This is a genomic window from Oribacterium sinus (genome assembly GCF_963553175.1).
Lineage (GTDB): Bacteria > Bacillota > Clostridia > Lachnospirales > Lachnospiraceae > Oribacterium > Oribacterium sinus_B.
In genome coordinates, this window is the sequence record NZ_CAUVME010000002.1 from 95098 (window position 1) to 117435 (window position 22338).

20 protein-coding genes and 1 riboswitch are annotated in these 22338 nt (G+C 42.4%); of the genes, 4 read left to right on the forward strand and 16 right to left on the reverse strand.

Features of this window, described 5'->3' with window-relative positions:
- Positions 1-45 precede the first annotated feature (45 nt).
- The 8 genes from RYO92_RS00945 to RYO92_RS00980 all read right to left on the reverse strand — a co-directional run bounded on the left by RYO92_RS00945 (position 46) and on the right by RYO92_RS00980 (position 8234).
- Complete coding sequence (locus tag RYO92_RS00945; protein ID WP_007157473.1) at positions 46-1005, reverse strand: ABC transporter permease; 960 nt, start codon at positions 1003-1005, stop codon at positions 46-48.
- On the reverse strand, positions 998-2515 hold the full coding sequence (locus tag RYO92_RS00950) for a sugar ABC transporter ATP-binding protein (RefSeq protein WP_183684720.1): 1518 nt from the start codon (positions 2513-2515) through the stop codon (positions 998-1000). The genes RYO92_RS00945 and RYO92_RS00950 overlap by 8 nt, the downstream gene beginning before the upstream one ends.
- A 68-nt stretch (positions 2516-2583) precedes the next feature.
- Positions 2584-3585, reverse strand: a complete 1002-nt coding sequence (locus tag RYO92_RS00955) for a substrate-binding domain-containing protein (RefSeq protein WP_315369180.1) — start codon at positions 3583-3585, stop codon at positions 2584-2586.
- Positions 3586-3732: 147 nt separating this feature from the next.
- Complete coding sequence (gene fba / locus RYO92_RS00960; protein ID WP_183684718.1) at positions 3733-4587, reverse strand: class II fructose-1,6-bisphosphate aldolase; 855 nt, start codon at positions 4585-4587, stop codon at positions 3733-3735.
- A gap of 13 nt (positions 4588-4600) precedes the next feature.
- Positions 4601-5536, reverse strand: a complete 936-nt coding sequence (gene pfkB / locus RYO92_RS00965) for a 1-phosphofructokinase (RefSeq protein ID WP_308579005.1) — start codon at positions 5534-5536, stop codon at positions 4601-4603.
- Positions 5533-6177, reverse strand: a complete 645-nt coding sequence (dhaL, locus tag RYO92_RS00970) for a dihydroxyacetone kinase subunit DhaL (RefSeq protein WP_007157478.1) — start codon at positions 6175-6177, stop codon at positions 5533-5535. Before dhaL ends, pfkB begins: the two co-directional genes overlap by 4 nt.
- 77 nt (positions 6178-6254) lie before the next feature.
- A complete protein-coding gene (locus RYO92_RS00975; RefSeq protein WP_308579006.1) occupies positions 6255-7250 on the reverse strand; it encodes a dihydroxyacetone kinase subunit DhaK in 996 nt (331 codons plus the stop codon).
- A gap of 39 nt (positions 7251-7289) precedes the next feature.
- On the reverse strand, positions 7290-8234 hold the full coding sequence (locus RYO92_RS00980) for a MurR/RpiR family transcriptional regulator (RefSeq protein ID WP_315369181.1): 945 nt from the start codon (positions 8232-8234) through the stop codon (positions 7290-7292).
- Positions 8235-8485: 251 nt separating this feature from the next.
- Between RYO92_RS00980 and RYO92_RS00985 the strand changes: the two genes are divergently transcribed.
- Positions 8486-8995, forward strand: coding sequence for a GNAT family N-acetyltransferase (locus RYO92_RS00985; protein ID WP_007157481.1), 510 nt, complete (start codon positions 8486-8488; stop codon positions 8993-8995).
- 163 nt (positions 8996-9158) lie between these two features.
- On the opposite strand, the gene RYO92_RS00990 is transcribed toward RYO92_RS00985, so the two are convergent.
- Positions 9159-11540, reverse strand: coding sequence for an ATP-dependent helicase (locus RYO92_RS00990; RefSeq protein WP_315369182.1), 2382 nt, complete (start codon positions 11538-11540; stop codon positions 9159-9161).
- Between the two features lie 157 nt (positions 11541-11697).
- Between RYO92_RS00990 and RYO92_RS00995 the strand changes: the two genes are divergently transcribed.
- Positions 11698-12327, forward strand: coding sequence for a DUF1836 domain-containing protein (locus tag RYO92_RS00995; RefSeq protein ID WP_315369183.1), 630 nt, complete (start codon positions 11698-11700; stop codon positions 12325-12327).
- A gap of 331 nt (positions 12328-12658) precedes the next feature.
- Here the strand turns inward: RYO92_RS00995 and RYO92_RS01000 are convergent, their stop codons facing one another.
- The 5 genes from RYO92_RS01000 to RYO92_RS01020 form a co-directional block, all read right to left on the reverse strand.
- Positions 12659-12961, reverse strand: a complete 303-nt coding sequence (locus RYO92_RS01000; RefSeq protein WP_007157484.1) for a YerC/YecD family TrpR-related protein — start codon at positions 12959-12961, stop codon at positions 12659-12661.
- 23 nt (positions 12962-12984) lie between these two features.
- Entirely contained in the window at positions 12985-14514 is a 1530-nt protein-coding gene (locus tag RYO92_RS01005) for a polysaccharide deacetylase family protein (protein WP_315369184.1), read from the reverse strand.
- A 106-nt stretch (positions 14515-14620) separates the two neighbouring features.
- Entirely contained in the window at positions 14621-15253 is a 633-nt protein-coding gene (locus tag RYO92_RS01010) for a Gx transporter family protein (RefSeq protein ID WP_315369185.1), read from the reverse strand.
- A gap of 177 nt (positions 15254-15430) precedes the next feature.
- Positions 15431-15548: riboswitch (FMN riboswitch) on the reverse strand.
- A 136-nt stretch (positions 15549-15684) separates the two neighbouring features.
- Entirely contained in the window at positions 15685-17061 is a 1377-nt protein-coding gene (locus tag RYO92_RS01015) for a sodium-dependent transporter (RefSeq protein WP_315369186.1), read from the reverse strand.
- A gap of 149 nt (positions 17062-17210) precedes the next feature.
- Complete coding sequence (locus RYO92_RS01020; RefSeq protein WP_315369187.1) at positions 17211-17933, reverse strand: Maf family protein; 723 nt, start codon at positions 17931-17933, stop codon at positions 17211-17213.
- 286 nt (positions 17934-18219) lie between these two features.
- On the opposite strand from RYO92_RS01020, the gene RYO92_RS01025 reads away from it, so the two are divergent.
- Positions 18220-18462 (forward strand): hypothetical protein, encoded by a 243-nt coding sequence (locus RYO92_RS01025; RefSeq protein WP_007157491.1) that lies wholly within the window; start codon positions 18220-18222, stop codon positions 18460-18462.
- On the forward strand, positions 18459-19103 hold the full coding sequence (locus RYO92_RS01030; RefSeq protein WP_315369188.1) for an NAD(P)-binding protein: 645 nt from the start codon (positions 18459-18461) through the stop codon (positions 19101-19103). Before RYO92_RS01025 ends, RYO92_RS01030 begins: the two co-directional genes overlap by 4 nt.
- 108 nt (positions 19104-19211) lie before the next feature.
- Here the strand turns inward: RYO92_RS01030 and RYO92_RS01035 are convergent, their stop codons facing one another.
- Both RYO92_RS01035 and RYO92_RS01040 read right to left on the reverse strand, forming a co-directional pair.
- A complete protein-coding gene (locus RYO92_RS01035) occupies positions 19212-20558 on the reverse strand; it encodes a sodium-dependent transporter (protein WP_315369189.1) in 1347 nt (448 codons plus the stop codon).
- 137 nt (positions 20559-20695) lie between these two features.
- The coding region (locus tag RYO92_RS01040; protein WP_315369190.1) for a tryptophanase at positions 20696-22338 on the reverse strand (1643 nt) is incomplete at its 5' end.

Sequence of the window (22338 nt, forward strand, 5' to 3'; positions counted from 1 at the left end):
CCTATTTTTTTATTCTTCTAAAACTCATTCCGCCGCTTTAGTGAATTATTTTCTAGCCTGATCAATGACTACTGCAATCAGAATAATAACGCCCATTGCCACCGTCTGCCAATATGCCGAAACCCCAAGTAAACTTAACGCATTATTAATAATTCCGATAACGATAAGACCAATAACTGTCTGAGGAATTCCTCCTCGTCCACCGGACATGCTAGTACCACCCATTGCTACTGCTGCAATGGCATTTAACTCATAGCCTACTGCTGCCGTGGCCTGTCCATTCTGTAACTTGGAGGCTAACACCAGCCCTGCTAATGCTGAAAGAATTCCGGAAATCACATAGACCGAAAAACGGACTTGATCTACATTAATTCCCGTCAGCTTAGCTACCTCTTTATTACTACCTACAGCATAAATATATCTTCCATAGCAAGTCTTTGTTAAAATAATATAACTTAGAAAAATAATAAAAACCATTAAAATAACTGATACAGGAATAATACCAAGTTCTCTTAAACCGATAAATCCAAAACTTTCCGGCAAGCCAAAAACCGGCTTTGCATCTGTAAAAACATAGGCTAAACCTCTTGCTACATTCATCATCGCCATAGTTGCAATAAAGGGAGGAACATTCAACTTTGCAATACAAAATCCATTAAGAGCACCACACACAGTACCTATTACTAAGGAAGTTAGTAATATAATCAGAATGGACATCGGAACAGATGCATTTGGCATAGTTTTGATTAAAGACGCTCCTGCTACCCCTGCTATAGCCGCTACCGAACCAACAGAAAGGTCAATACCATCTGAAAGTATAGTAAAGGTCATGCCACAGGCAATAAGTGCATTGATTGAAATCTGAATCAAGATATTCTTGATATTTCCCCCTGTCGCAAATCGAGGGACAAAAAGAAGACACACTGCAAACAGCGCTACCGCAAAAAGGAGCATGGTATTTTCTCCTTTTAGGACTTTTGATATACCACCATTTTTCTTATTCATAAACAACCTCCTCATTTCCTTTGCTGGCAAAAAGCATGACATTTTCTTCTGTCGCTTCTGCACTATCCAGAAAACCGGTTACATATCCCTCTCGCATTACCATAATGCGATTAGAACATCCTAATACCTCTGGTAATTCTGAAGAAACGAGGATAATGCTGCCACCTTCCTCGACAAAATTCTTCATAAGCTCATATATTTCCGCTTTAGCATTAACGTCTATTCCCCTGGTAGGCTCATCCATAATAAGAATCTTAGACTTTGCTAAAAGCCACTTTGCTATTACTACCTTCTGTTGATTTCCTCCTGAAAGATTTTTAATGATTGCTGAATCTGAAGGAGTCTTAATCCGTAACTTGTCTATGTAGGAAATTGCTTCTCGCTTTTCCCACGAAAAATCAATAAAACCACTATGACTATTCTCTTTTAAAGATGCCAAACTGGTATTTTCCCGAACTGTCTTTTCCAGTAAAAGTCCCTGGCCTCTTCTATCTTCGGGAATTAATCCCATACCTTTTTTAATAATTTCCTTAGGCTGTAATCCCTTTAAACTTTCTCCATACAAAAATACCTCTCCACTATCATAGGAATCAGCTCCAAAAATCGCCCTCATTAATTCAGTTCTTCCTGCACCGATAAGTCCGGCTACCCCAAGAACTTCTCCTTTATATAGTTGAAATGAAACATTTTTAAAATGATTTTTAGAGCATAGGTTCTTCACCTCCAAAACCAATTCTTTATTTTCCGGAGCTTTGGCTTTGTAATAAAATTGGGAAATTTCTCTTCCCACCATCATTTCTACCATCTTCTGTTCAGTTACTGTTGAAACCGGTACTGTAGCAATCTTCATACCATCTCGAAGTACGGTAAGCATATCTCCCATCTCCAGAATTTCCTTTAGACGATGAGAAATATAAATTACTGCAACATTATCTTTCTTTAATTGACGTATAACTCGAAAAAGAGACTGTACCTCGTGGTCAGAAAGCGAACTGGTAGGCTCATCCATAATTACTAACTTACTATTCTGAGAAACAGCTCTGGCAATCTCTACCATTTGCTTTTCTCCATTACTAAGCTTATATACCGGTGAGCGTGGATCAATCGCCACATCCATTTCATCCAAAATCCTTTTACATTCCGCAATCATTTTTTCTTTGTTTAAAAATCCGGATTTTTTCTCTTCTCTTCCCAGAAAAACATTTTCATAAACTTTTAAATCCTCAATAACGCTAAGCTCTTGATGAATAACACTGATTCCTCTCTGCTGCGCTTCTCGAATATTTTTTGCCCCGGGCTGTCCCTCTATCAAAACTTCCCCTTTATCAGGTTGATAAATACCGGAAATGATTTTAATAATTGTGGATTTTCCTGCACCATTTTCTCCCAAAAGAACATGTACTTCCCCAGGATAAAAAGCAACAGAAATATCCTCTAAGACTTTCACGCCGGGAAATTCCTTATGAATATGCTTTAATTCTACTAAAGTCTCTTTTCTTTCTTCCATCATAATATGCTCCATATTATAGAAAAAGGCGTCCAAAAAGTGGGACGCCTTCCTCTTAACCTATCTTTTTATTACTTTGCATTCTTTGCATCAATAATATAAGGCGCAATCAAAATCTCGGAATCTACCTTCTCACCCTCTAAATGCTTCTTAATAGCCTCAAGAGTGGTCTTACCAATTCCTGCAGGGTCCTGTGCAACATCTGCACCCCAGTTTCCACCCTTCTTGATTTCTGCAACACCTTCTGGATTTCCGTCATAACCGATAATCTTGGTTGCTGCATTGGCTGCTGTGATAGAGGAAAGAGCACCAATAGCTGCAGGATCTCCTACACAGAAAACAACATCGATATTATCATTCTTTAAAAGCATGTTCTGCATTACATCTGCAGCCTTCTGCTGGTCACCGGAATAGTTCTGCACATCAACTACTTTGATATCCGGAGCATTCTCCTTTAAATAATCTGTAAATCCGGTCTCTCTATCTACACAGCTTTCGATTTCAGAATAAGTAATTACTGCTGCATTACCCTTTTTTTCGGTAAGGATATTATTTACCACATACTCAGCAGCAAGCTGTCCACCCTTCTTGTTATCTGTAGCAACGTGAGTAACCGGCTTTCCATCAGAAGCGATATCCATAGTAAATACCGGAATTCCAGCCTTTTCAGCAAGCTCAATCATAGACTTGGATCCTGCAGAGTTAGTTGGTGCAATAACAATAGCATCTACTTTCTTGGTAATAAAATCCTGTACCTGACCAAGCTGCTTATTTGCATCTCCTGCAGCATCTTGTACATCTAAAGTCCATCCATATTCCTTTGCTTGCTCTTCCATAGCAGTCTGGATACTATTATAGAACACGTGGGTACTGTTCAGTAAGCTTACACCGATGGTCTTTGCTTCTCCTTTAGTCTCTTCCTTCTTAGCCTCCGTCTCTCCGGCTTTCTCTGTCTGTTTTTCTGTTTGCTCTGATGCTGCAGCAGTTGTGCTCTTTGCAGCACTGCCACCTCCACAAGCCACAAGAGATACAGCCATTAAAGCTGCGAGTACCAATGAAATACCTTTTTTCATCACTTTTTCCTCCTTTAAAGATAAGTAAGTAAATATTCAGAACGAGGTCTGCGTGATTGCTTACCCGTTTTGATTCGAGTTAAAATTTGTCCATTATTGAGAAAAATAAAACATTGTTTCACGTATTCCAAATTCTTATCTAAGTTTTTATGCCTTATGGACACTATTCAATACATGCATCTTATGCTTAATAAGTTCCTTAACTTTTTCTCTACCTGCTCCATTATATTTCTTTGGATCAAATACTTCCGGATTCTTCTCAAGGTACTCTTTTACCCCCTTGGTAAAGGCATCTCTTAATTCGGTTGCAAAGTTCACTTTGCAAATACCAAGGCCTGTTGATTTCTTTACATCTTCATCAGGAATTCCTGACGCACCATGTAGAACAATAGGAATACTTACCAGACTTTTGGTTTTTTCCAAAATATCAAATCGTAACTTTGGTACTCCTTTATAAAATCCATGAGCATTTCCAATACCAACTGCAAGGAAATCCACACCTGTTTGCTCTGCAAATTCCTTTGCTTCTTCAGGATCGGTATAGGACTTTTCACTGTCTTTTACTTCATGTGTGTCTTCTTTTCCTCCTACCGTTCCTAATTCTCCTTCAACCGGCACTCCCATAGCATGTGCAAACTCAACCACTTTCTTCGTAAGAGCTACATTTTCAGAAAAAGCCAGCTTAGAACCATCAATCATGATAGAGGTGTAACCGGATAAAATCGCTTTCGCACAAAGCTCTGCACTGTTTCCATGATCCAGATGTAAAGCCACCGGCACTTTCGCCTTTTTTGCTTCTGCGTTTACCATTCCAAAAAACATATCTGTATCTGCATATTGCAAGCTTCCCGGAGTTGTCTGAATAATTACCGGAGAAGATAATTCCTCTGCCGCTGCTACAATTGCCTGAACCATCTCCATGTTCTCCGCATTAAAAGCACCGACTGCATAGCCCTCTTGCTGCGCTTTCATCAAAATTTCCTTAGAACTTACCAAAGCCATATTTTTCCCCTTTCTATTCTTCTAAATTGATAATTTCAACCTTTTGTAACATTGCTTCCAAATCTTCTTTTTCGCACAACTGAGTACCCGGATGTAGTAAAGATCCTGTTGCACAAGCTACCGCATATCTAAAAATATCTTCATCCGAAAGGCCTTTCTTCATCGCCAAACAAGCTCCTGCCACCATGGAATCCCCAGCCCCCTGCACTCCCTGTACAAGAATCTTTACCGGTTTTGCCTGATAGCACTTTTCTGCTGTGAGAAATAAAGCTCCCTCCTCTCCCAATGAAATACAAAGATAATGTATGCCTTTCTGTAGTAAGCTCTTGCCAAAGCTAATCATTTCTTTGGTATCTTTAAATGCCTTTCCATAAAAAGCTTCCAACTCTTCCCGATTCGGTTTCACAAAATACGGCTGTGCCTCTAATGCCAAAACTAGTAAATCTCCAGTAGCATCTAAGACTGTTTTTATCCCTTTTTCCTTTGCTAAAAGTATTAATTCCTTATAAATACTCCTTGGAACCCCTGGTGGTACGGAGCCATCCACAACTAAGATATCCGTCCCTTCCCACTCTTTTTCCATCAAAGAGAAGAAAGCAGACACATCGGCTTCAGTAACTTCTTGTCCCTTATCATTAAACTCACTCATTACACGCTTTTCTGTGTCGAAAATCTTTACATTTACACGAAGACTTCCTTGAACTGTGTGAAAGTGATAAGGACAATGAATACGTTCAAAAAAGCGTCTCAATCTGGCCTCATCTTCCGAAAAAGAAAAACCGGTCGCTTTATTGCTAACACCAAGATTTTGTAACGCTATACTGACATTAATTCCTTTTCCCGAAATATCTTCCCTTGTTTTCAAAACCTTATTTGTTCCTCCATAAAGGAACTTCTCAATCTCTATTGTTCTATCAATACAAGGGTTTAAACTAACTGTAAGAATCAATTTTTCTCCCCCTTTAAAAAATCAGACATAGCTTGGAAAATAATGTACACTGATGTAGCTCCTGCATCCTGCAGCCCGATGGCCTTATCTCCAAAATACTTTGCTCTTCCAAAACGTGCTTTTATCGTTTTCGTGTACTCCATCCCTTTTTCTGCAGCTAAAGCAGCTCTTTGAAAGCCCTCTATAAGATCCAATCCTTCCTTTGCCCCCTCTTCCAGAGCAAGAACTGCCGGTTCCAAAGCATCCACCATTGTCTTATCTCCTACTTTAGCCTTCCCTCTCTTTTTTAGTGAAGTTAATGAAGTAGAAAAAATCTCTGCAAAATCACTTAATTTGAAACTGTTTCGTTCCTCTCTTTTTACAATTCCCGATATAAAAACCGTTCCAAATAAAACGCCTGAAGCTCCGCCCATAGTGTCTAAAAGGCAAGTACCCACTGCTCGAAAAACCCCTTCACAGGAATCAACTTTCAAATCAAGCAACATTTTCTGAACAGCCAAAAAGCCTCTTTTCATACCTGTTCCATGGTCTCCATCACCTATTTTCAAGTCAATCTCTGTAAGGTACGGCTCTGACTCCACCACTTTCTGAGCAACCCTCTCCATCATTCTTTTTACTTGATCAGCACTAACTTCCTTCATACTGTCTTCACCTTCTACATCTTTTCTTCCACATTAAGTTTGAACACCCTGAACTCTGTATATGATGCTCACCAAGTTCATTCCATTTCTCTTTTGTAAAACAACGGCGAATACGCTTCTTTTTTATAAAATCCTCTATATTCCTCTTGCATTTTCAAAAAGCTAAGAGAGAGTCCCCCTGCTCCTTGTGTGGGGAAAAGTGATTGCGCAAAAGTATCAAATACTTTTATTTTCTTCCTCTTCAAAGCATTCTGGAGACTATATAAGAGGATGCATTCTTCCAAGGTAGTTGTTGCCTGAAATACATTCAGAAAAACAGCAATCTCATCTCCTTCTTTTAGCTGCAAATCAATCAGTAAAGGTTCAATGAGCTTCTCTATTAAAGAATCCGCACTTGGCAAATTTGTTCTTTCTTTTCCTAATTCTCCGTTAAATCCCATACCGTACTCTACAAAACCATCCGGTAAATCATAAGCTTGTTTTCCATTTTCGAAAACAAAAGCCGGAGAAGTGGTTACACTTGCCGTGGAAAGATTATCATTTATTCTCTCTCCCAAAGACACTAGTTCTTCTAAACTAAGTCCCGCATTTCTGGCCGCAGAGAGTATTTTCAATACCAATGTAACACCGGCAATACCTCTTCTCTCCTCTCTTTCTTCTGATGAATCCACATCATCCGAAACATAAATCTGTCGTGTCTTAATTCCCTCCAACTCTGCAAGCTCACTTACCAACTCAAAATTTAGAACATCCCCTGCATGATTTGTTGCAATGCACAGTACTCCTTCATCATGAGAAAGCGCACGAATCGTTTTAAGAATACTGCCTGCTGCCGGTGCAGTAAAAATATCCCCTAAAACGCAAGCATCAGCCAGTCCTTTTCCCACATATCCAATCGGCCAAGGCTCATTACCTGCCCCTGCTCCAATTAAAATAGATACACCATTCTTTCTATCTTTATACAATAGAACTTTTTGTCCTTCTATCCGTTCAAAAAGATTGGGGTAGGTTTCTACATATCCATCAATCATTTCTTCTACCGCTTTTTCCAGCGTATTATGTAAACGATTCATTTTTTCCTCCTACTCTTTTTCCTCTAAACATTTCATTAATTATTTAATATGCTCTGTATGAATCTCATTCGAAAATGTCTTAAAGTAAGTGATATTTTTTCTTTTATTCTTATGAGCAATGAGCATATAAAGGCAATCCACAATAACAAGCTGTGCCAAATTTTCACTGGACGGATCAAATAGGTTCCCATCCTGCGCATTATTATAATCATATGCACTAAATAAGGTGTAATCCGAAATTTTCGCTAGTGGAGACTCTTTAATACTACTGATTCCCACCACTTGAATACCTCTTTTTTTCGCTCTTCTTGCTCCCTCAACCACTGATTTACTCTGCCCAAAATTACTCACGCATATCAAAATATCTTTTTTTTCCATAATGGATGTAATATTTACAATCTCGTGGGCATCACTAAACATCATAATCGGGTATCCAATGCGATAAAGCCTAGAGTACAGTGCCTCCATAGTGACTTTTGATCGACCCACGCCGATGACTACAATTCTTCTTGCCTCATGAATCAAATCTGCCACTGTCTGCATAGTATCAAAGTCCAGAATTCCCCAAGTCTCTTCCAGTTCTCTAACACTTTTTGAGAAAATAGTTTTACAGATAGAATGAGCATCTCCAGTAATAGGCTCACCATTATAATTTAGTTCATTTTCCTCCTGCCTATTCTCCTCTTGCTTTTCCATCACAATCTTTAGACGAAAGTCACGGAATTCTTTGTACCCCATCATTTTTACAAATCTACTGACAGAAGCTGTACTGACTCCACTCCTACGAGCTAATTCACTAGCTCTCTCCACACACTTCTTATCTTCTGTATCAATGAGATAATCTGCTATTTTTTGCATTGCTTCATTCATCTGAGGATATAATGATTTAATCTCCGGAATAACAGATTGTTGCACGAAGCGCTCACTTCCTTTCGTATGTACTTTTGTTTCATATATCTGTAATAAACTAATTTTTTGTTTCACAGTAACTTTATTCTACTCCACAAAGAATGTCAATCTTACATATATTTTTCAGGAATTCAGACAATTTTTTAGCAAAAACTTATACATAATCAACTAATATAAAAGCGATTATAAAATTCTCTTATAGCATAAACAGTAATTACAAAGCCTGTGTTTGAATCCTTAGAAATAGTTCCCCTCTTATTTGCCTTTCCTATGAATCTCTGCTATGATATAAAATAATAAAATTTATCATTTTAGAAAGGAGACCTATGTATAAGCAGGAGCGGTATCTTTTTCGGGCGGCTACTGAAGAGGATATCCGAGAATTAGCAGCGATAGAAAAGATATGTTTTTCGGAAAATGAAGCCTGTAGCTATGAAGAGGTCAAAGACCGTGTTGAGAAAATACCGGAAGATTTTTTGATTGCCTTTGATCAAGTGAATAAAAAGATTGCTGGTTATATGAGCGGTATTCACTCCGGTTCTGAAGTCTTTTTAGATGAATTTTTTCAAAATGCCTCCTTACAGGAAAAAGGAGCAAAGCATTGCTTTCTTTTAGGTCTGGAGGTTCGACCGGAATATCAAGGAAAAGGGCTCGCCAGCCAGATTATGAACCGCTATATCGACATGGAGGAAGAGCGGGGTACAGAGAAGATTTTTCTCACCTGCCATACCCACTTTGTTCCTTTCTACAGCGGTTTCGGCTATGAGCATTTGGGTAAATCCCCCTCCACCTGGGGCGGAGAGAGCTGGGAGGATATGGTTTATATCCTTGCGTAATAAGATAAAATTTTAGACAAGAAAAAAGAGGCTGTTAAAATCAAAAAGATTTCCTATGCAATATAGGGCTGAAATGGGGCATAAACTCAGATTACTCCTATTTCAGACCTATACTACATAAAGAGTATTTATATTTTGATTTTTACAGCCTCTATTTGCTAAACTACAGCTTTTTCAGCTTGGCGAAGCCTGCCAGCATCTTCTTCTGTCCTGCGGTGTCAAAAAGCACCGTTACCAGCTTGTCCTTCTTATCCTCTTCTATGGCCAAAACTTCACCCTCTCCGAATTTCGTATGGCTGACCCGGTCTCCTACCTGATAATCCAGGCTTCCGGAGCTCATGCCGGAAATGCCCTTTTGGATAATGCCGGCCTGCTGATAGGCTTGAAGATCCAAAGGCTTTTTGGAAGAAGAATATCCTGCGCTGCCATATAGATTAGAGGATGAACGCCCTGATGAACCATAGGCACCGGTAGAGCCGTAGGAACCGGAAGAACCATAGGAACCGGATGAGCCGTAGGAATCTGACTGTCCCATATAAGCTTTGATAGACTGATTCGCCTGCTGTAAGTAAGAGCTATAGCCGGAACGGCCTGTTTTTTCCATGAAAATATCTTCCTCACTGGGCTTTTTCCGATAGAGATACTTCTTCTCCAAATGCTCTTCCGGCACATCATCCACAAAGGAACTGACCAGCATGGACTGATACTGTCCATGGACCACCCGGTCTCTTCCTGCGGTTAAATACAGTTCCTTTTCCGCCCTGGTGATTCCCACGTAAAAGAGTCTTCGCTCTTCCTCCCGTTCCTCGGGAGTAAACATGGACTGGGCACTGGGGAAGAGGCCTTCATTTAAGCCTACCAGATAGACCACCGGAAACTCCAGACCTTTGGCTCCATGTAAGGTCATCAGGGTGATTTTGTCTTCCGTTAAGTCACTTCTATCCAAGTCGGAAAGGAGAGACACCTCTTCCAAAAAGGCGGAAAGACTGCCCTCATCCCCATTTTCCTCGATATAGGACTGAAGCTTTCCCTGTAACTCCTGAATGTTTTCCATACGGCTTTCTGCCTCTATGGCCCCCTCTGCCTGAAGGTCTTTTTCGTATTCCGTGTCCTGTAAAATGCGGTCAATAAGGGCGCTTAATTCCACATCCTTCCAACCCTCCAGCATTTCCTGGAAGCTTCCCACCATGCTTAAGGCTTTTCCGGATAGTCCCGCCGCCTTGGCAAAGGGAAGGGATTCCACCAAAGAAAAGCCTCCAAGACTTTCCCCGTACTGTTGTAGCTTTAAAAGGCTGGCTTCTCCGATGCCTCGTTTGGGCACGTTGATAATTCTCCGAAGAGCCACATCATCCTTTTTATTCACCAAAATCTTCATATAGGAAAGGATGTCCTTGATTTCCTTTCTTTGGTAGAAGTTCACGCCCCCCACAATCTGGTAGGGAATATTCCAATGAATACACTGCTCCTCCAGTAGACGGGACTGGGCGTTGGTGCGGTACAGTACCGCCTGGTCCTTATAGCTCCAGCCGGCATCCCGAATGCCTCGGATAACAGCCGCCGCCTCTTCCTTGGCACTTTCATATTCCTGAAAGCTGACCTTCAAGCCCTCCTTCTCCGCAGTCCAAAGCTTCTTTTGCTTTCTGTGCTGATTTTCCGCAATGACCACATTTGCCAAGTCCAGAATAGGAGCGGTGGAGCGGTAGTTTTGTTCCAGTTTCACCACCTTGCAGTTTGGAAAATGAGATTCAAAGGAGAGGATGTTTTCCACATTGGCACCCCGGAAACGGTAAATACTCTGGTCATCGTCTCCCACCACGCAGATATTTTGATACTTCTTAGCAAGGAGATAAACCAAATGGAACTGCACATCATTGGTATCCTGATACTCGTCCACCAGAATATAACGAAAACGCTCCTGATACTTCTCTAAAACTGCCGGAAACTTCTCAAAAAGCTCCTTACAGCGTAAAAGCAGGTCGTCAAAGTCCAAGGCATTGTTTTGCTTTAGCTTTTCTTCGTACAGTCGGATGCAGGCACGAATCTTCCCATCCAGAAAATCCTCCGGATCCTCCAAAAGATAGTCGGATACGGTTCGCCCCTGATTCTTCACCTGGGACAGGGCGGAAAGCACCAATCTTTCCTTCAGCATCTTGCTATCTATCTGCAATTCCTTAAAGACCTGCCGCATCACGGTTTTCTGATCATCCGTGTCATAGATGGAAAAGTCGGAGTCATAGCCCAGATTTCCGATTTCTCTTCGTAAAATCCGAAGACACATGCTGTGGAAGGTGGAAACCCAGATTTCTCCCTGCCGCTCCGGCAGAAGCTGATTGACCCTGTCCCGCATTTCCTGGGCCGCCTTATTGGTGAAGGTAATCGCTAGAATCTGATAGGGAGATACCCCTTTTTCCAAAATCAGGTAGGCGATTCTGTGGGTCAGCACTCTGGTTTTTCCCGAGCCTGCCCCCGCCAAAATTAAGAGAGGCCCCTCTCCATGGGTGGCGGCCTCATACTGTTCTTTATTTAATATATTTTTCAGCTCCATGGCTTTCCTTTCTTTTCCTTAGGTCATATATACCCTATACCCTCTTATTTTTTCCTTTGCAGCTTTAGCGCTACCTTGCTTAAGGATAGTACCATTTTCCCCTTATAGCCACTGCTAAATTCTTGTAATTCTACTTCGCTATGCTATACTTGTTTTTATGGACGAACAATATTTAAATGAATTAACCGAATATCTTAAAAGTTTACATCATGTGCATGCGGGAAGCCTGCCCTCTCTGGAGCTATACATGGATCAGGTGACCGGATTTATGGAGGAACATCTGGCCTCCATGAAGCGTCATCCGGAGGACAAAGCGCTTACCAAAACCATGATTAATAATTATGCCAAAAATAAGATTCTGCCTCCTCCTGTTGGAAAGCGCTACAACAAAAATCACATGCTGATTCTGCTTTTAATCTACTATTATAAGAGTATGTTGAGTCTTTCCGACATCCGTACCGTGGTGGATCCCTTAGCGGAAAATTATTTTTCTCTCCATAGTAAACCCAGGCTCACCGATATTTACGAAGAAATCTTCTCCTTTGCCAATGGAGAAATGCAAAGCTTAGTGGAGGATTTAGAGAAAAAGTTTCAAACCGCCAACAGCTCCTTTTCTGAACAGGATCCCGCCTTTGCTGACTTGGAGGAACAGGAACGGGAACAGCTCCAAAGCTTTTCCTTCCTAAGTCTCCTGGCCTTTGATGTCTACCTCAAGAAACAATTAATGGAGAAGATTGTAGACCGCATGGAGGAGAGCCAAAAGAAAAGGAAGAGGAAAAAGAAATAAAAGATACAAGACGCTAAATGCTTTGCCGTCCTATAACATTGCAACCGGGGCACGCTCCCGCTAGCCTCGCCTTGACTGAGCAGTGGTTTCTGTTAACCACTGCTCACTTTGCTTCGCAAAGCAAATTCCTTCGGAAGTTGGTCTAAGTACAGGAGGTGCTATTCTTATAAATAGCACCTCCTTAGCGGTTCTAAGCTTTTTTAAAAACAAAAGCCAAGAACCGACGGGCTCAGACTACCCCGTGTTCCAATGTTATAGCCGGCAAAGCTATTTTTATGGCCTTCTTTGCTATATCGTCGAGAAGCTTTTTGATTGTTTAAAGCTGTTCCTTTTATTTTTCCTCTTCCTTTTTGGCTATCCTCTCAAAGGCTACCGCGTAGCCGTCTTCTCCATAATGTAAAGAACGGTTGACTCTGGAAATGGTTGCGGTGGAGGCTCCGGTAGCCTTCGCAATGTCGATATAGGTCTTCCCCTCTTGCAAGAGCTTGGCCACTTCATAACGCTGGGCCATGGCCAAAAGCTCATTGATGGTACAGAGGTCTTCGAAAAAACGAAAATACTCTTCCGTGGTTTCCAGCTGCTGCATTCCCTCAAATAAATGTCGTACCTCTTCGGTGTCTAGTTTCCGGTTCATTTTCTTCCTCTCCAAATGCTTCTTTATTCCCAGGTTACAGGGGTAGGTCTTCTGGTATCAAAGACCTTCTTCACGTCAATCAAGTCGGAAAGTCTATCCGCCGCGCCGCTGTAGGATTCATACAGGCGATAGCCGTCCAGATTTCTTCTTCCCTGCCGGACAAAATCATCTCCGTACTGCATCCAAACCTTTGCGGAATCCACGTTACAGAAATAATGAAAGCCTGCCGCCTCCAGCAAATCATATTTTCCGTCTTCCTTTCCCTTCTGATAGGGATGCCAGTCCCCGATATCATCTCCAAAGGGGTAAAGCAGAATCTCACAGGGATCCGGCAGAAGAGGCTCCACGTTTCTCTCCCAACGATCCGTATCCTTGGAAATGGAAGCCAGATCTCTGGTACCGAAATTGATATGTCCCCAGGAGTGGGAGGCAAATTCATAACCGTCTTCTTTCATGGCCTTGGTAATCTTCTTAACAGTTTCCTTATCCTCTTCAATATTGGGGTTTGCCCTGTTCTTCGGGTCTAATGCCGGAGAATTGGGATCAAAGGTCTCATCGGTTCTATAGCCAAGGACGCCGTTATAGCCGGTAAAAGCAATCACCGCCTTATGGCCATGGTAGGCAAAATCCGGATGCTCCTCCACGAACTTATCCAAAATCGGCACCAGGTCATAATCCCCAATGGTAACATTTCCGTCCTTATCGGTATACTGGTTTTTAGGCTTTCCATTTTCATCCAAAACCATCTTGTCCGCAAAGCCGTGTCCTTCCATGTAAACATAGTAGTTCACATCGTCCTGGGACATGACAAAGGGCTTCTTGCCCTCCGGAAGCATAATCTGCTTCTTCACCATTTTCTTCGTTCCGTCCGGCTGTTCCTGCATTTCCGCCAAATCATGCATATGCACCATCACGTAACCTCGATCGTACATTTCCTTGATGATTTCCTCAAACTCCGGAATGGTGGTCATTACGGAATTGAACTGCTTTCCCTGATGGGTGTCCGTCAGAGCTCTGGTCGGGTCCACAATCAGGATATGGAAGAAAATGTGGGTGATATCATCCATATTGGCGGGAACCAGCTTGCCCTTCTCCTCTTCATACTGAGAAATCTTCGCGGAAATCTCCGTATCGGAAGACAGGTTCAAAGCATTTAAGGTGGCGATGGCACTGTCATAATCATACTGCTTCGCCTGAAGCTCCGCCGTCTTTAAGGCCTCATCCTTTTCCGAAAGAGCCGGAGTTTCACTTGCCTCTACTACATCGCCCTTCTCTTCCGTTTCCCCTTCCCCAAGCTTTACCACCGGGCGATTCTTGGCAATCGTGCTTTCAGAGACCTTCTTCCCAAAGGAAATACCTCCCTGCTGTTGCACATAGGGCAGGGCATAACGCACCCCGATAAAAGCCAGGAACAACAAAAGAAGCAGAAGAAAAAAGAGCAGGATATGCAGGCGCTTCTCCTTCTTTCTTTTCTCTCTCCGCTTCTCCATCCGAATACGGTGTTCCATCATTTTCTGCTGGTAATACTCGTCATCAAATTCTTCTCTGTTCATCCGACACCTCTCTCTGTCTCCCTCTTATTGTACAAAATATTGCCTTGAACGCAAGGGGGAAATGGCGAGGACTTCAGGAAGTACAGGGGGAAGAAGGACTCCCGGATTATCCCTCTCCATTTAACTTATGCAGGAAAGGAGATACTCCTTTATACAGTAGAAGGCAAAGAGCTACATCAATCATGCCTTTCACAAAGGTAAAGGGCACGTTAAAGATAAGCAAAGCCTTTTCAATGCTGCCAATGGAGGGAAGAATCAACTCATAAGCAGAAAGCACTACCTCTTTCGGCATAAAATTGTAGTAGAAGGGATAAACCACCAAAAGGTTGGAGGGGTAGGAAATAGCCGCCATAACCACTGCACCAACAACGGAGGCAATAATTGCACCCTTCTTCGTCTTATTTCTCTGATAAATAAATCCTGCGGTACCCGCAAAGCTTGCCCCAAGGATAAAGTTGGAAAGTTCTCCCACGCCGAAGGAACCGGAGCTAAAGCTGTGAAGAATATTTTTGATAAGCTCCACCAAAATGCCGGAAACAGGCCCCAAGGCAAAGGCTGCAATCAAAGCCGGGAAATCCGAAAAATCAAACTTGATAAAGGGAGGCATTAAAAAAGGAATAGGAAACTCAATCCACATCAAAATATACGCTATAGCGGATAATATTCCTGTTACCGCCAAAAATCCCACACTACTCTTCTTCACACTGCTCACCATTCTTCCCTGACTTTCTGCTTTCATTGCTGTCCTCTCTTTCTTTGCATTTTCTGCAAACTGCATTCTTCCGGTGGTTCTTTTCGAAAGGCTTTAGGACCGGGCATTTTCCTTCTTTTTTGTATTTTCAAAGGAATCCTCTTGGAAAGCACCTTTGAAAATAGAAAAAGCCCTGTACAAAAAGTACAGGGCAGAAAGCACAACGCTCGTCTTCTTCCATCCAGACTATACTGTTGGTACCGGAGTTTCACCGGTTCAACTGCTTTCGCAGGTCGCGGACTGTACCGCCAGTGGGGACTTACACCCCGCCCTGAAGAACATTCATTTTTACGATACTAAGAATACTCCTCTGCCGAAAACTTTGCAAGGAATATTTTTTACGCTTTTAGAGCATGTTTCGACGCATTGTTTCGACACTTTAGTTCGATACTTTGCTTCGATACTTTGCTTCGATACTTTTAGAACTTAATCCATCCCAGTACACCGGCTACAGAACTGAACAGAATAATCGCCACAAAGAAGGGGCAAAGGTATTTGATCATGAAATTAAATACCGTCTTTCTTTTAAAGGGAGCATCCTTTCGCATAACTTCCGCCGCAATACCCTCTACACCGATTACCCGCACCACCAAAAGACAGGTAGCCATAGCCGCAATGGGCATCATCACGGAGTTGGTCAGGAAGTCAAAGAAATCCAGGAAGGGCATATTTTTCAAAATGGTCACAAAAGATAAAGGCCCATAGCTTAAAGCACTGAGGGTTCCTAAAGCCACCATAATCAGCAGTAAAACCACTGTGGATCTTCTTCTACTCCACTTCAGTTCATCCTGGAAGGTGGAAACCGCACTTTCCGCCAAAGCGATAGCGGAGGTCAGTGCCGCAAAGAAAACTAAGGCAAAAAAGAGAATCCCCACTACTCGACCAAAGCCCATGCTGGCAAAGATTTTCGGCATAGTAATAAACATAAGAGAAGGGCCTGCCTTTAATACGGAGGGGTCTCCGTTGGAAAAGGCGAAAACCGCAGGAATAATCATCAGTCCTGCCAAAACCGCAATGGCCGTGTCAAAAATCTCCACATGGCTGGTGGATTCTTCAATAGACAAGTCGGACTTCATATAGGAGCCGAAGGTAATCAGGATTCCCATGGCAATGGAGAGAGAGTAGAACATCTGTCCCATGGCGGAAACCACCGTCATCCAGGAAAAGTTCTTGATATTGGGAACTAAGAAGTATTTTACTCCGGCAAATGCGCCCTTTCTGGTGATGGCATAAATAGAAAGCAGAATTGCCAGAATCACCAGAATCGGCATCATAAAGGTGGACACCTTTTCGATTCCATTTTCCACACCCATAAAGATAACCCAAAGTACCAGCAAGGTGAAAATCAAAAACCAAAACTCCGTCTTTACTCCATTTCCGATAAATGCCGTAAAGTACTCGGCCGTGGCCATGGCTTCCGTTTCTCCCTGGATATAGCCGAAGAGATATTTGCATACCCAACCGCCGATGACGGAATAATAGGGTACAATCAGGATGGGGATAATAGCATTAATCCAGCCTCCCGCCTTGAACATCCAGTCCTTTCCAAAGTGGGCATAAGCTCCCACGGGGCTCTTTCTGGTCATTCTTCCGATGGCGCTTTCCGCAATAATCATGGTGTAACCAAAGGTAAGCATCAGAAGAAGGTAAACCAAAAGGAAGATTCCCCCTCCGTATTTCGCCGCCAAATAAGGGAATCTCCAAATATTTCCCAAGCCCACCGCAGAGCCTGCGGCGGATAAGACAAAGCCCAGGCGGGAGCTGAACTTACTTCGTTTTTGCTTTTCACTACTCATTTTCTAGTTCCTTTCTACTGCTACGCATTTCTTTTTATTCTCTCGAAAGCCTTCTCCTTAGCTTCCGAAAAGAACACATTTTCCTGAAATCTTTTGTCCTTCCATTCCGGGGGGCTCCTGTCTACAGAAGCTTCAGCCAAAATTTTCCCTTACAGTGCCTCTCCTTCCGCTCCTAAAAACTTCAAGGCCTGATAGAGTCTGGCAAGGGGCAGGCCCATCACATTGTAATAGTCCCCTGTAATGCCCTTTACAAAGGGGGCAAAACGCCCCTGAATCCCGTAAGCTCCCGCCTTATCCATAGGCTCTTTGCTTTCGATATAATCCCAAATTTCCCGCTCCGTAAGTCTTGCGAACTGCACCTCTGTCTTTTCGTAAAAGCCCATTTTCTTCCCCTGAAAATGAAGGCTGACCCCGGTATAGACCTGATGGGCTCTTCCGGAAAGGGTGGAAAGCATCCTGTAGGCATCCTCCTCACTTTTCGGTTTTCCCAAAATCCGATCCTCGAAAAATACCACTGTGTCCGCCCCAATCACAAGATGGTCCTTCGGATACTGCTTTGCCACATCCTCCGCCTTCTGAAAGGCCAGCTTCTGCACCAAAAGACTGGGATCCGCCTCCGTTACATCCTCCGCTATTCCGCTGGGATGAATCTCTGCCTTAAGTCCCAGAAGCTGAATCAGCTCCTGTCTTCTTGGAGATGCGGAAGCCAAAACCACCTTGGGAAATAGCACCGTGATGGGCTTTTCCTTTTTTTCCGCTTCCTTCCTTCTTTCCTCCCGCTCTTTTAATTTATGTTCCAAAAGGTCTACCTCTTCTTTGGAAAGCCCCAGCTTCTCCAAGAAGTCCTCGTCTTTATTTATATCCTCTCCCATTTTTCTTCCTTTCTTTTTTTGCAATTACTACTCTGTTTTCGCAGTCGCCTTTCTATTCTAACGATTTTTCCCCGTTTGCACAGTAATTTTTTTTACATTTTGCCATAAAAATGATTTTCTTTCCCTCTTTTGTGAAATCCGACATTTTCCCGGAAATTAAGTGAAGAAAACAGCAAAGAAATTTCCTCTTTTCTCCAAAAGATTTCTTCTTGCATTTTTCCCGGCTTTATACTAAGGTGAAACCATCGCATTACGCGCAGTACATGTCTTAGAGAAAGGGAATTCTATGAAAATCGAAAACGTAAACAACGTGGAAGGCTTATTTAAGCTCTTGAATGACTTACATGGAAAGGTAGAGTTGGTTTCTCCGGAAGGAGACCGAATTAACTTGAAGTCCAAGCTCTCCCAGATGCTGATGATGTCCCAGATGTTGGACAAGGCTTATATCAAGGAGCTGGAACTGATTGTCCATGAGCCGGAGGACATGAAGAAGGTTGTTGAATTCATGATGGGAGATGCCCACAATTGATTTTCCGCACTTCCGAAAGCTTGACTCTTCCCAAAGCGGAAGAGTCTTTTTTTTCTGATTTGCTGGTGGTGGGAGGCGGCTGTTCCGGCTTAGCCGCCATTTCTGCCGCAGCGGATCTTGGGATTGAAAACAGTCTTTTATTGGAAAAGGAAGAAAGACTTGGAGGCCGTTTAGGAAAAAGCACGGAAGGAATCAGCGGGCTCTTTTCAAAGGCCGTTCAGCCTAAAGAGCTTCTGTCCCATTTTTCCCTTTTTCTGGAAAATTATGAGGTTCCCCACAGAGTAGGAGTAGAGGTGGAAGAAATTTATCTTCTTTCAGGGAAAGAAGCACTGTCCATAGCACATACCCAAGACGAAGCTTCCGCTTACCGCTATCTCTTAAAGGCCAAAACAAAAGAAGGCTCTTGCTTCTTTATCGGTAAAGCTTTAGTCTTAGCTGTAGGAGCACTTACTCCGGAGGAAAATGCTGCTGTTTCCGCTCTTATAGAAGAAGAAAAGAACACCGGCTCTCCCCGACTTTTCCCGGCAGGACAAAGCCTTGCCCCCTCCCAAAGCATTGCCGAAGCAGTGCAATCCGGAGGCGCTGCGGGTAGAATGGTAGGGGAAATGCTATTAAAAGAAAAGCATAAACAGGGATTTTAAAACAAGTGGCTGTAAAAAAATCAAAATAAGAAATAGAAAACTATTTTGATTTTTACAGCCCCTTTTTTGTTATGAAAATACTTTCATGCTTTTTCTATTATAGCTTGATTAACCGATTCCACCGTAGAATGCACCTGCTATAAGTGCAAGTAAGGCAAGCCCTGTATAAACATACTTACCCAAGAAGAACCAGGTATCTCCTTTAGGCTTCTTTGCACCTGTATTTACCGCTTCCATTGTATACTGCTTTCCAAATATGAAGAACAGCATTACTGAAGCAAGTACCGCACCAATAGGGCAAATATAGATAGATACCGCATCCATCCAACTGCCTACAATTCCCTGTATCAATACTGCAACAACGACGCCGAGTACACCAATTATTCCTACTGACTGTATTCTACTCAGTCTAAACTGCTGCTGCAATGTAGCTACAGGCGCCTCATACAGATTCACAAGTGAACTGAGTCCTGCAAAGGTAACACATACGAAGAATATAATTCCTACAATCATACCACCGGGCATCTGATTCATGATATTTACCAGGTAGATAAACATAAGTCCCGGGCCACCTTCACTAAGCTCTGCACCGGATGTGGCCATAGCCGGGATAATAACGAGTGCTGCAAGCAGTGCCGCACATGTATCAAATATAGCTATGTTCATTGCAGAGAAAGGTATATCTTCTTTCTTGCTGAGATAGGAGCCGTAAATCACTGTACCATTACCTGCAATAGATAGTGAAAAAAATGCCTGTCCGAATGCAAATATCCAAAGTCTTACATCCTTTAATCCCTCCGGATTTACAGTAAAGATATACTTGTATCCGTTCACTGCCCCCGGCTGTATGCCTATATAAAAAGCAAGTCCGATCATCATGACAAAAAGTAGTGGCATCATAAACTTGTTTGCTTTTTCTATACCATCCGCAACCCCAAATGCCATAATGGCGAAATTTACAATAAGCGCTATAATAATCCACATATTGTTTCCGAAAGCCGTAGCGGTAGATCCAAAAGTTCCTCCTATGACTTCCATATTTGTGCCCATGCCAAAGAGCTTACCTGTAAATGCCATGACAACATATTTAAAAATCCAGCCCACTACACAGGAATATCCTATAGCAAGAGCCAAAGAACCGATTGTGGGTATGATTCCTATACTCTCACCAAGTTTTCTACTTTTTCCGGCATGCGCCATAGCAGCACCGAATGCACCTATAGGACCTTTCCCTGTGCTCCTTCCTAAGGCGATTTCTTCTACTACTCCTGTACTGCCTATCAATATAACAAATAAGAAGTAAGGGATTAAAAAGGTCATTCCTCCCCAGGCTGACACAAGCACCGGAAATCTCCACAGGTTTCCCATACCCACGGCTGAACCTACACAGGCTATAATAAAACCTATTTGTGAGTTAAATCCATCCTGCTTTACAGCGGTATTATCTGAACCCATAAGCTTCCTCCATCTTGCTAAAAAATGTAAGTCCCTCTTGTGGATAGCAGTCCGGTCTCTACAAGACCGGACGCCAAGATATTTTATTTTTTTATGAGTATCGCCGGCATATCCTACGATATCTCATTTATTTTTCTTTATTTTTCCCAATATCCATAATTTCCTTCATCACACATTTCTTCCTTAGATGGAGCATATGGCTCTGCCCATGCATGGAAATGTCTCATTGGTAATGTATGACCAAAGGTAATCTTTAGATTGGGAACCGTATCTCTGTCTTTATAAAGCTGTGTCAGTGCTGCAATAATATAGTCCATGTGCTGCTTGCTAAACTGACTTCTGTTAATCGCCAGACGGACAACATTACATACTTCCTTCTGCTGCTCAGGAGTTTTCAGATCATATTCCATAGAGAAATCTCCAAGCTCTGAACAACGAATACCGTAACGGTGAATCATCTCCAGAGAAAGTGCCTGTCCTGCAAAGCTCTCATGGCCTCTCTTATAGTTAAAGAACTTATCAACATCAATATAAATTCCGTGTCCTCCTGCAGGCTGTACTACAGGAACACCGTTTGCTGTAAGACCGTCTGCCAGATACTGACACTGTCTTACTCTTTCGTCCTGGTAGTCAAATCTTGCCTCTTCATACATACCCTGGCAAAGCGCCATAATATCATGTCCGGACATTCCGCCATAAGAATCATTTCCATAAGCGGAAATCTGGCGAACCTTCAAAAGGTGTCCGATATCTGTCTTTACACTACCGTCCTCATTGAACTCTGAGAACTTCTGCCAGAAAAGTCCCTTGTCACGGAAAGCCAAAACGCCACCCATATTGGCATGTCCATTTTTCTTAAGGGATGCGGAAACCACATCAAAGTAGGAGAACATCTCTTTTGCAATTTCACAGATAGACTTGTCCCCATAGCCCTCTTCATTCATCTTAATGAAGTAACAGTTCTCTGCCCATCTTGCACCGTCCATAACAAATGGAATATTGTACTTGTGTGCAATCTTGGAAACCTCTCTGATATTCTTCATGGAAACAGCCTGTCCGCATACAGAGTTATTGGTAACTGTAGAATAAATTAGCGGAACATTCTCTACGCCTACAGCCTCAATAAGCTGGTTGAGCTTATCAATGTCCATATCTCCCTTAAAAGGATTCTTCTCATATTTTCCGCTCTTTGGCACCTCAAATAAGATTTCCTTATGGAAAAGGTTTCTGGGTACATTGCCCATTTGCTTGATATTACCTTCTGTAGTATCAAAGTGAGCATTTGATGGAATGGTGAAGACTTTACCCGGCCATCTCTTTGCAAATAATGGTTTTAATACATCGAACAAAAGTGCCTCTGCACAACGTCCCTGAGGAACGATAAATGTATTAGGTCTTGATAGCTGGTACTTACCGCCATTGATAAATCCGCCCTCATAGTCCACCAGATACACTTCATTCATCATTTTTTCAACATCATCCTTGTCTACACCTTCTTTGATGTAATTGATGAGTCTCTTCTGATTGTCTCCTCTTTCCCATACATCTCTAAATGCATCCAAAAGAACATAATATCCTTTGTTTCTTCCGTAAGATTCATCTGCAAGGAACATCGCTGACCACTGTGTGTCTGTCATGGATGTAGTACCCGAATCGGAAAGACAGTCAATGTATAAAAGACCTGCCGGAAAAGCAAACTCATTGTAATGCGTCATTTCCAGAGCTTTTCTTCTCTGCTCCTGGGTAACTGTAGGAACTTCTCTCACTACGTGTGTCCATG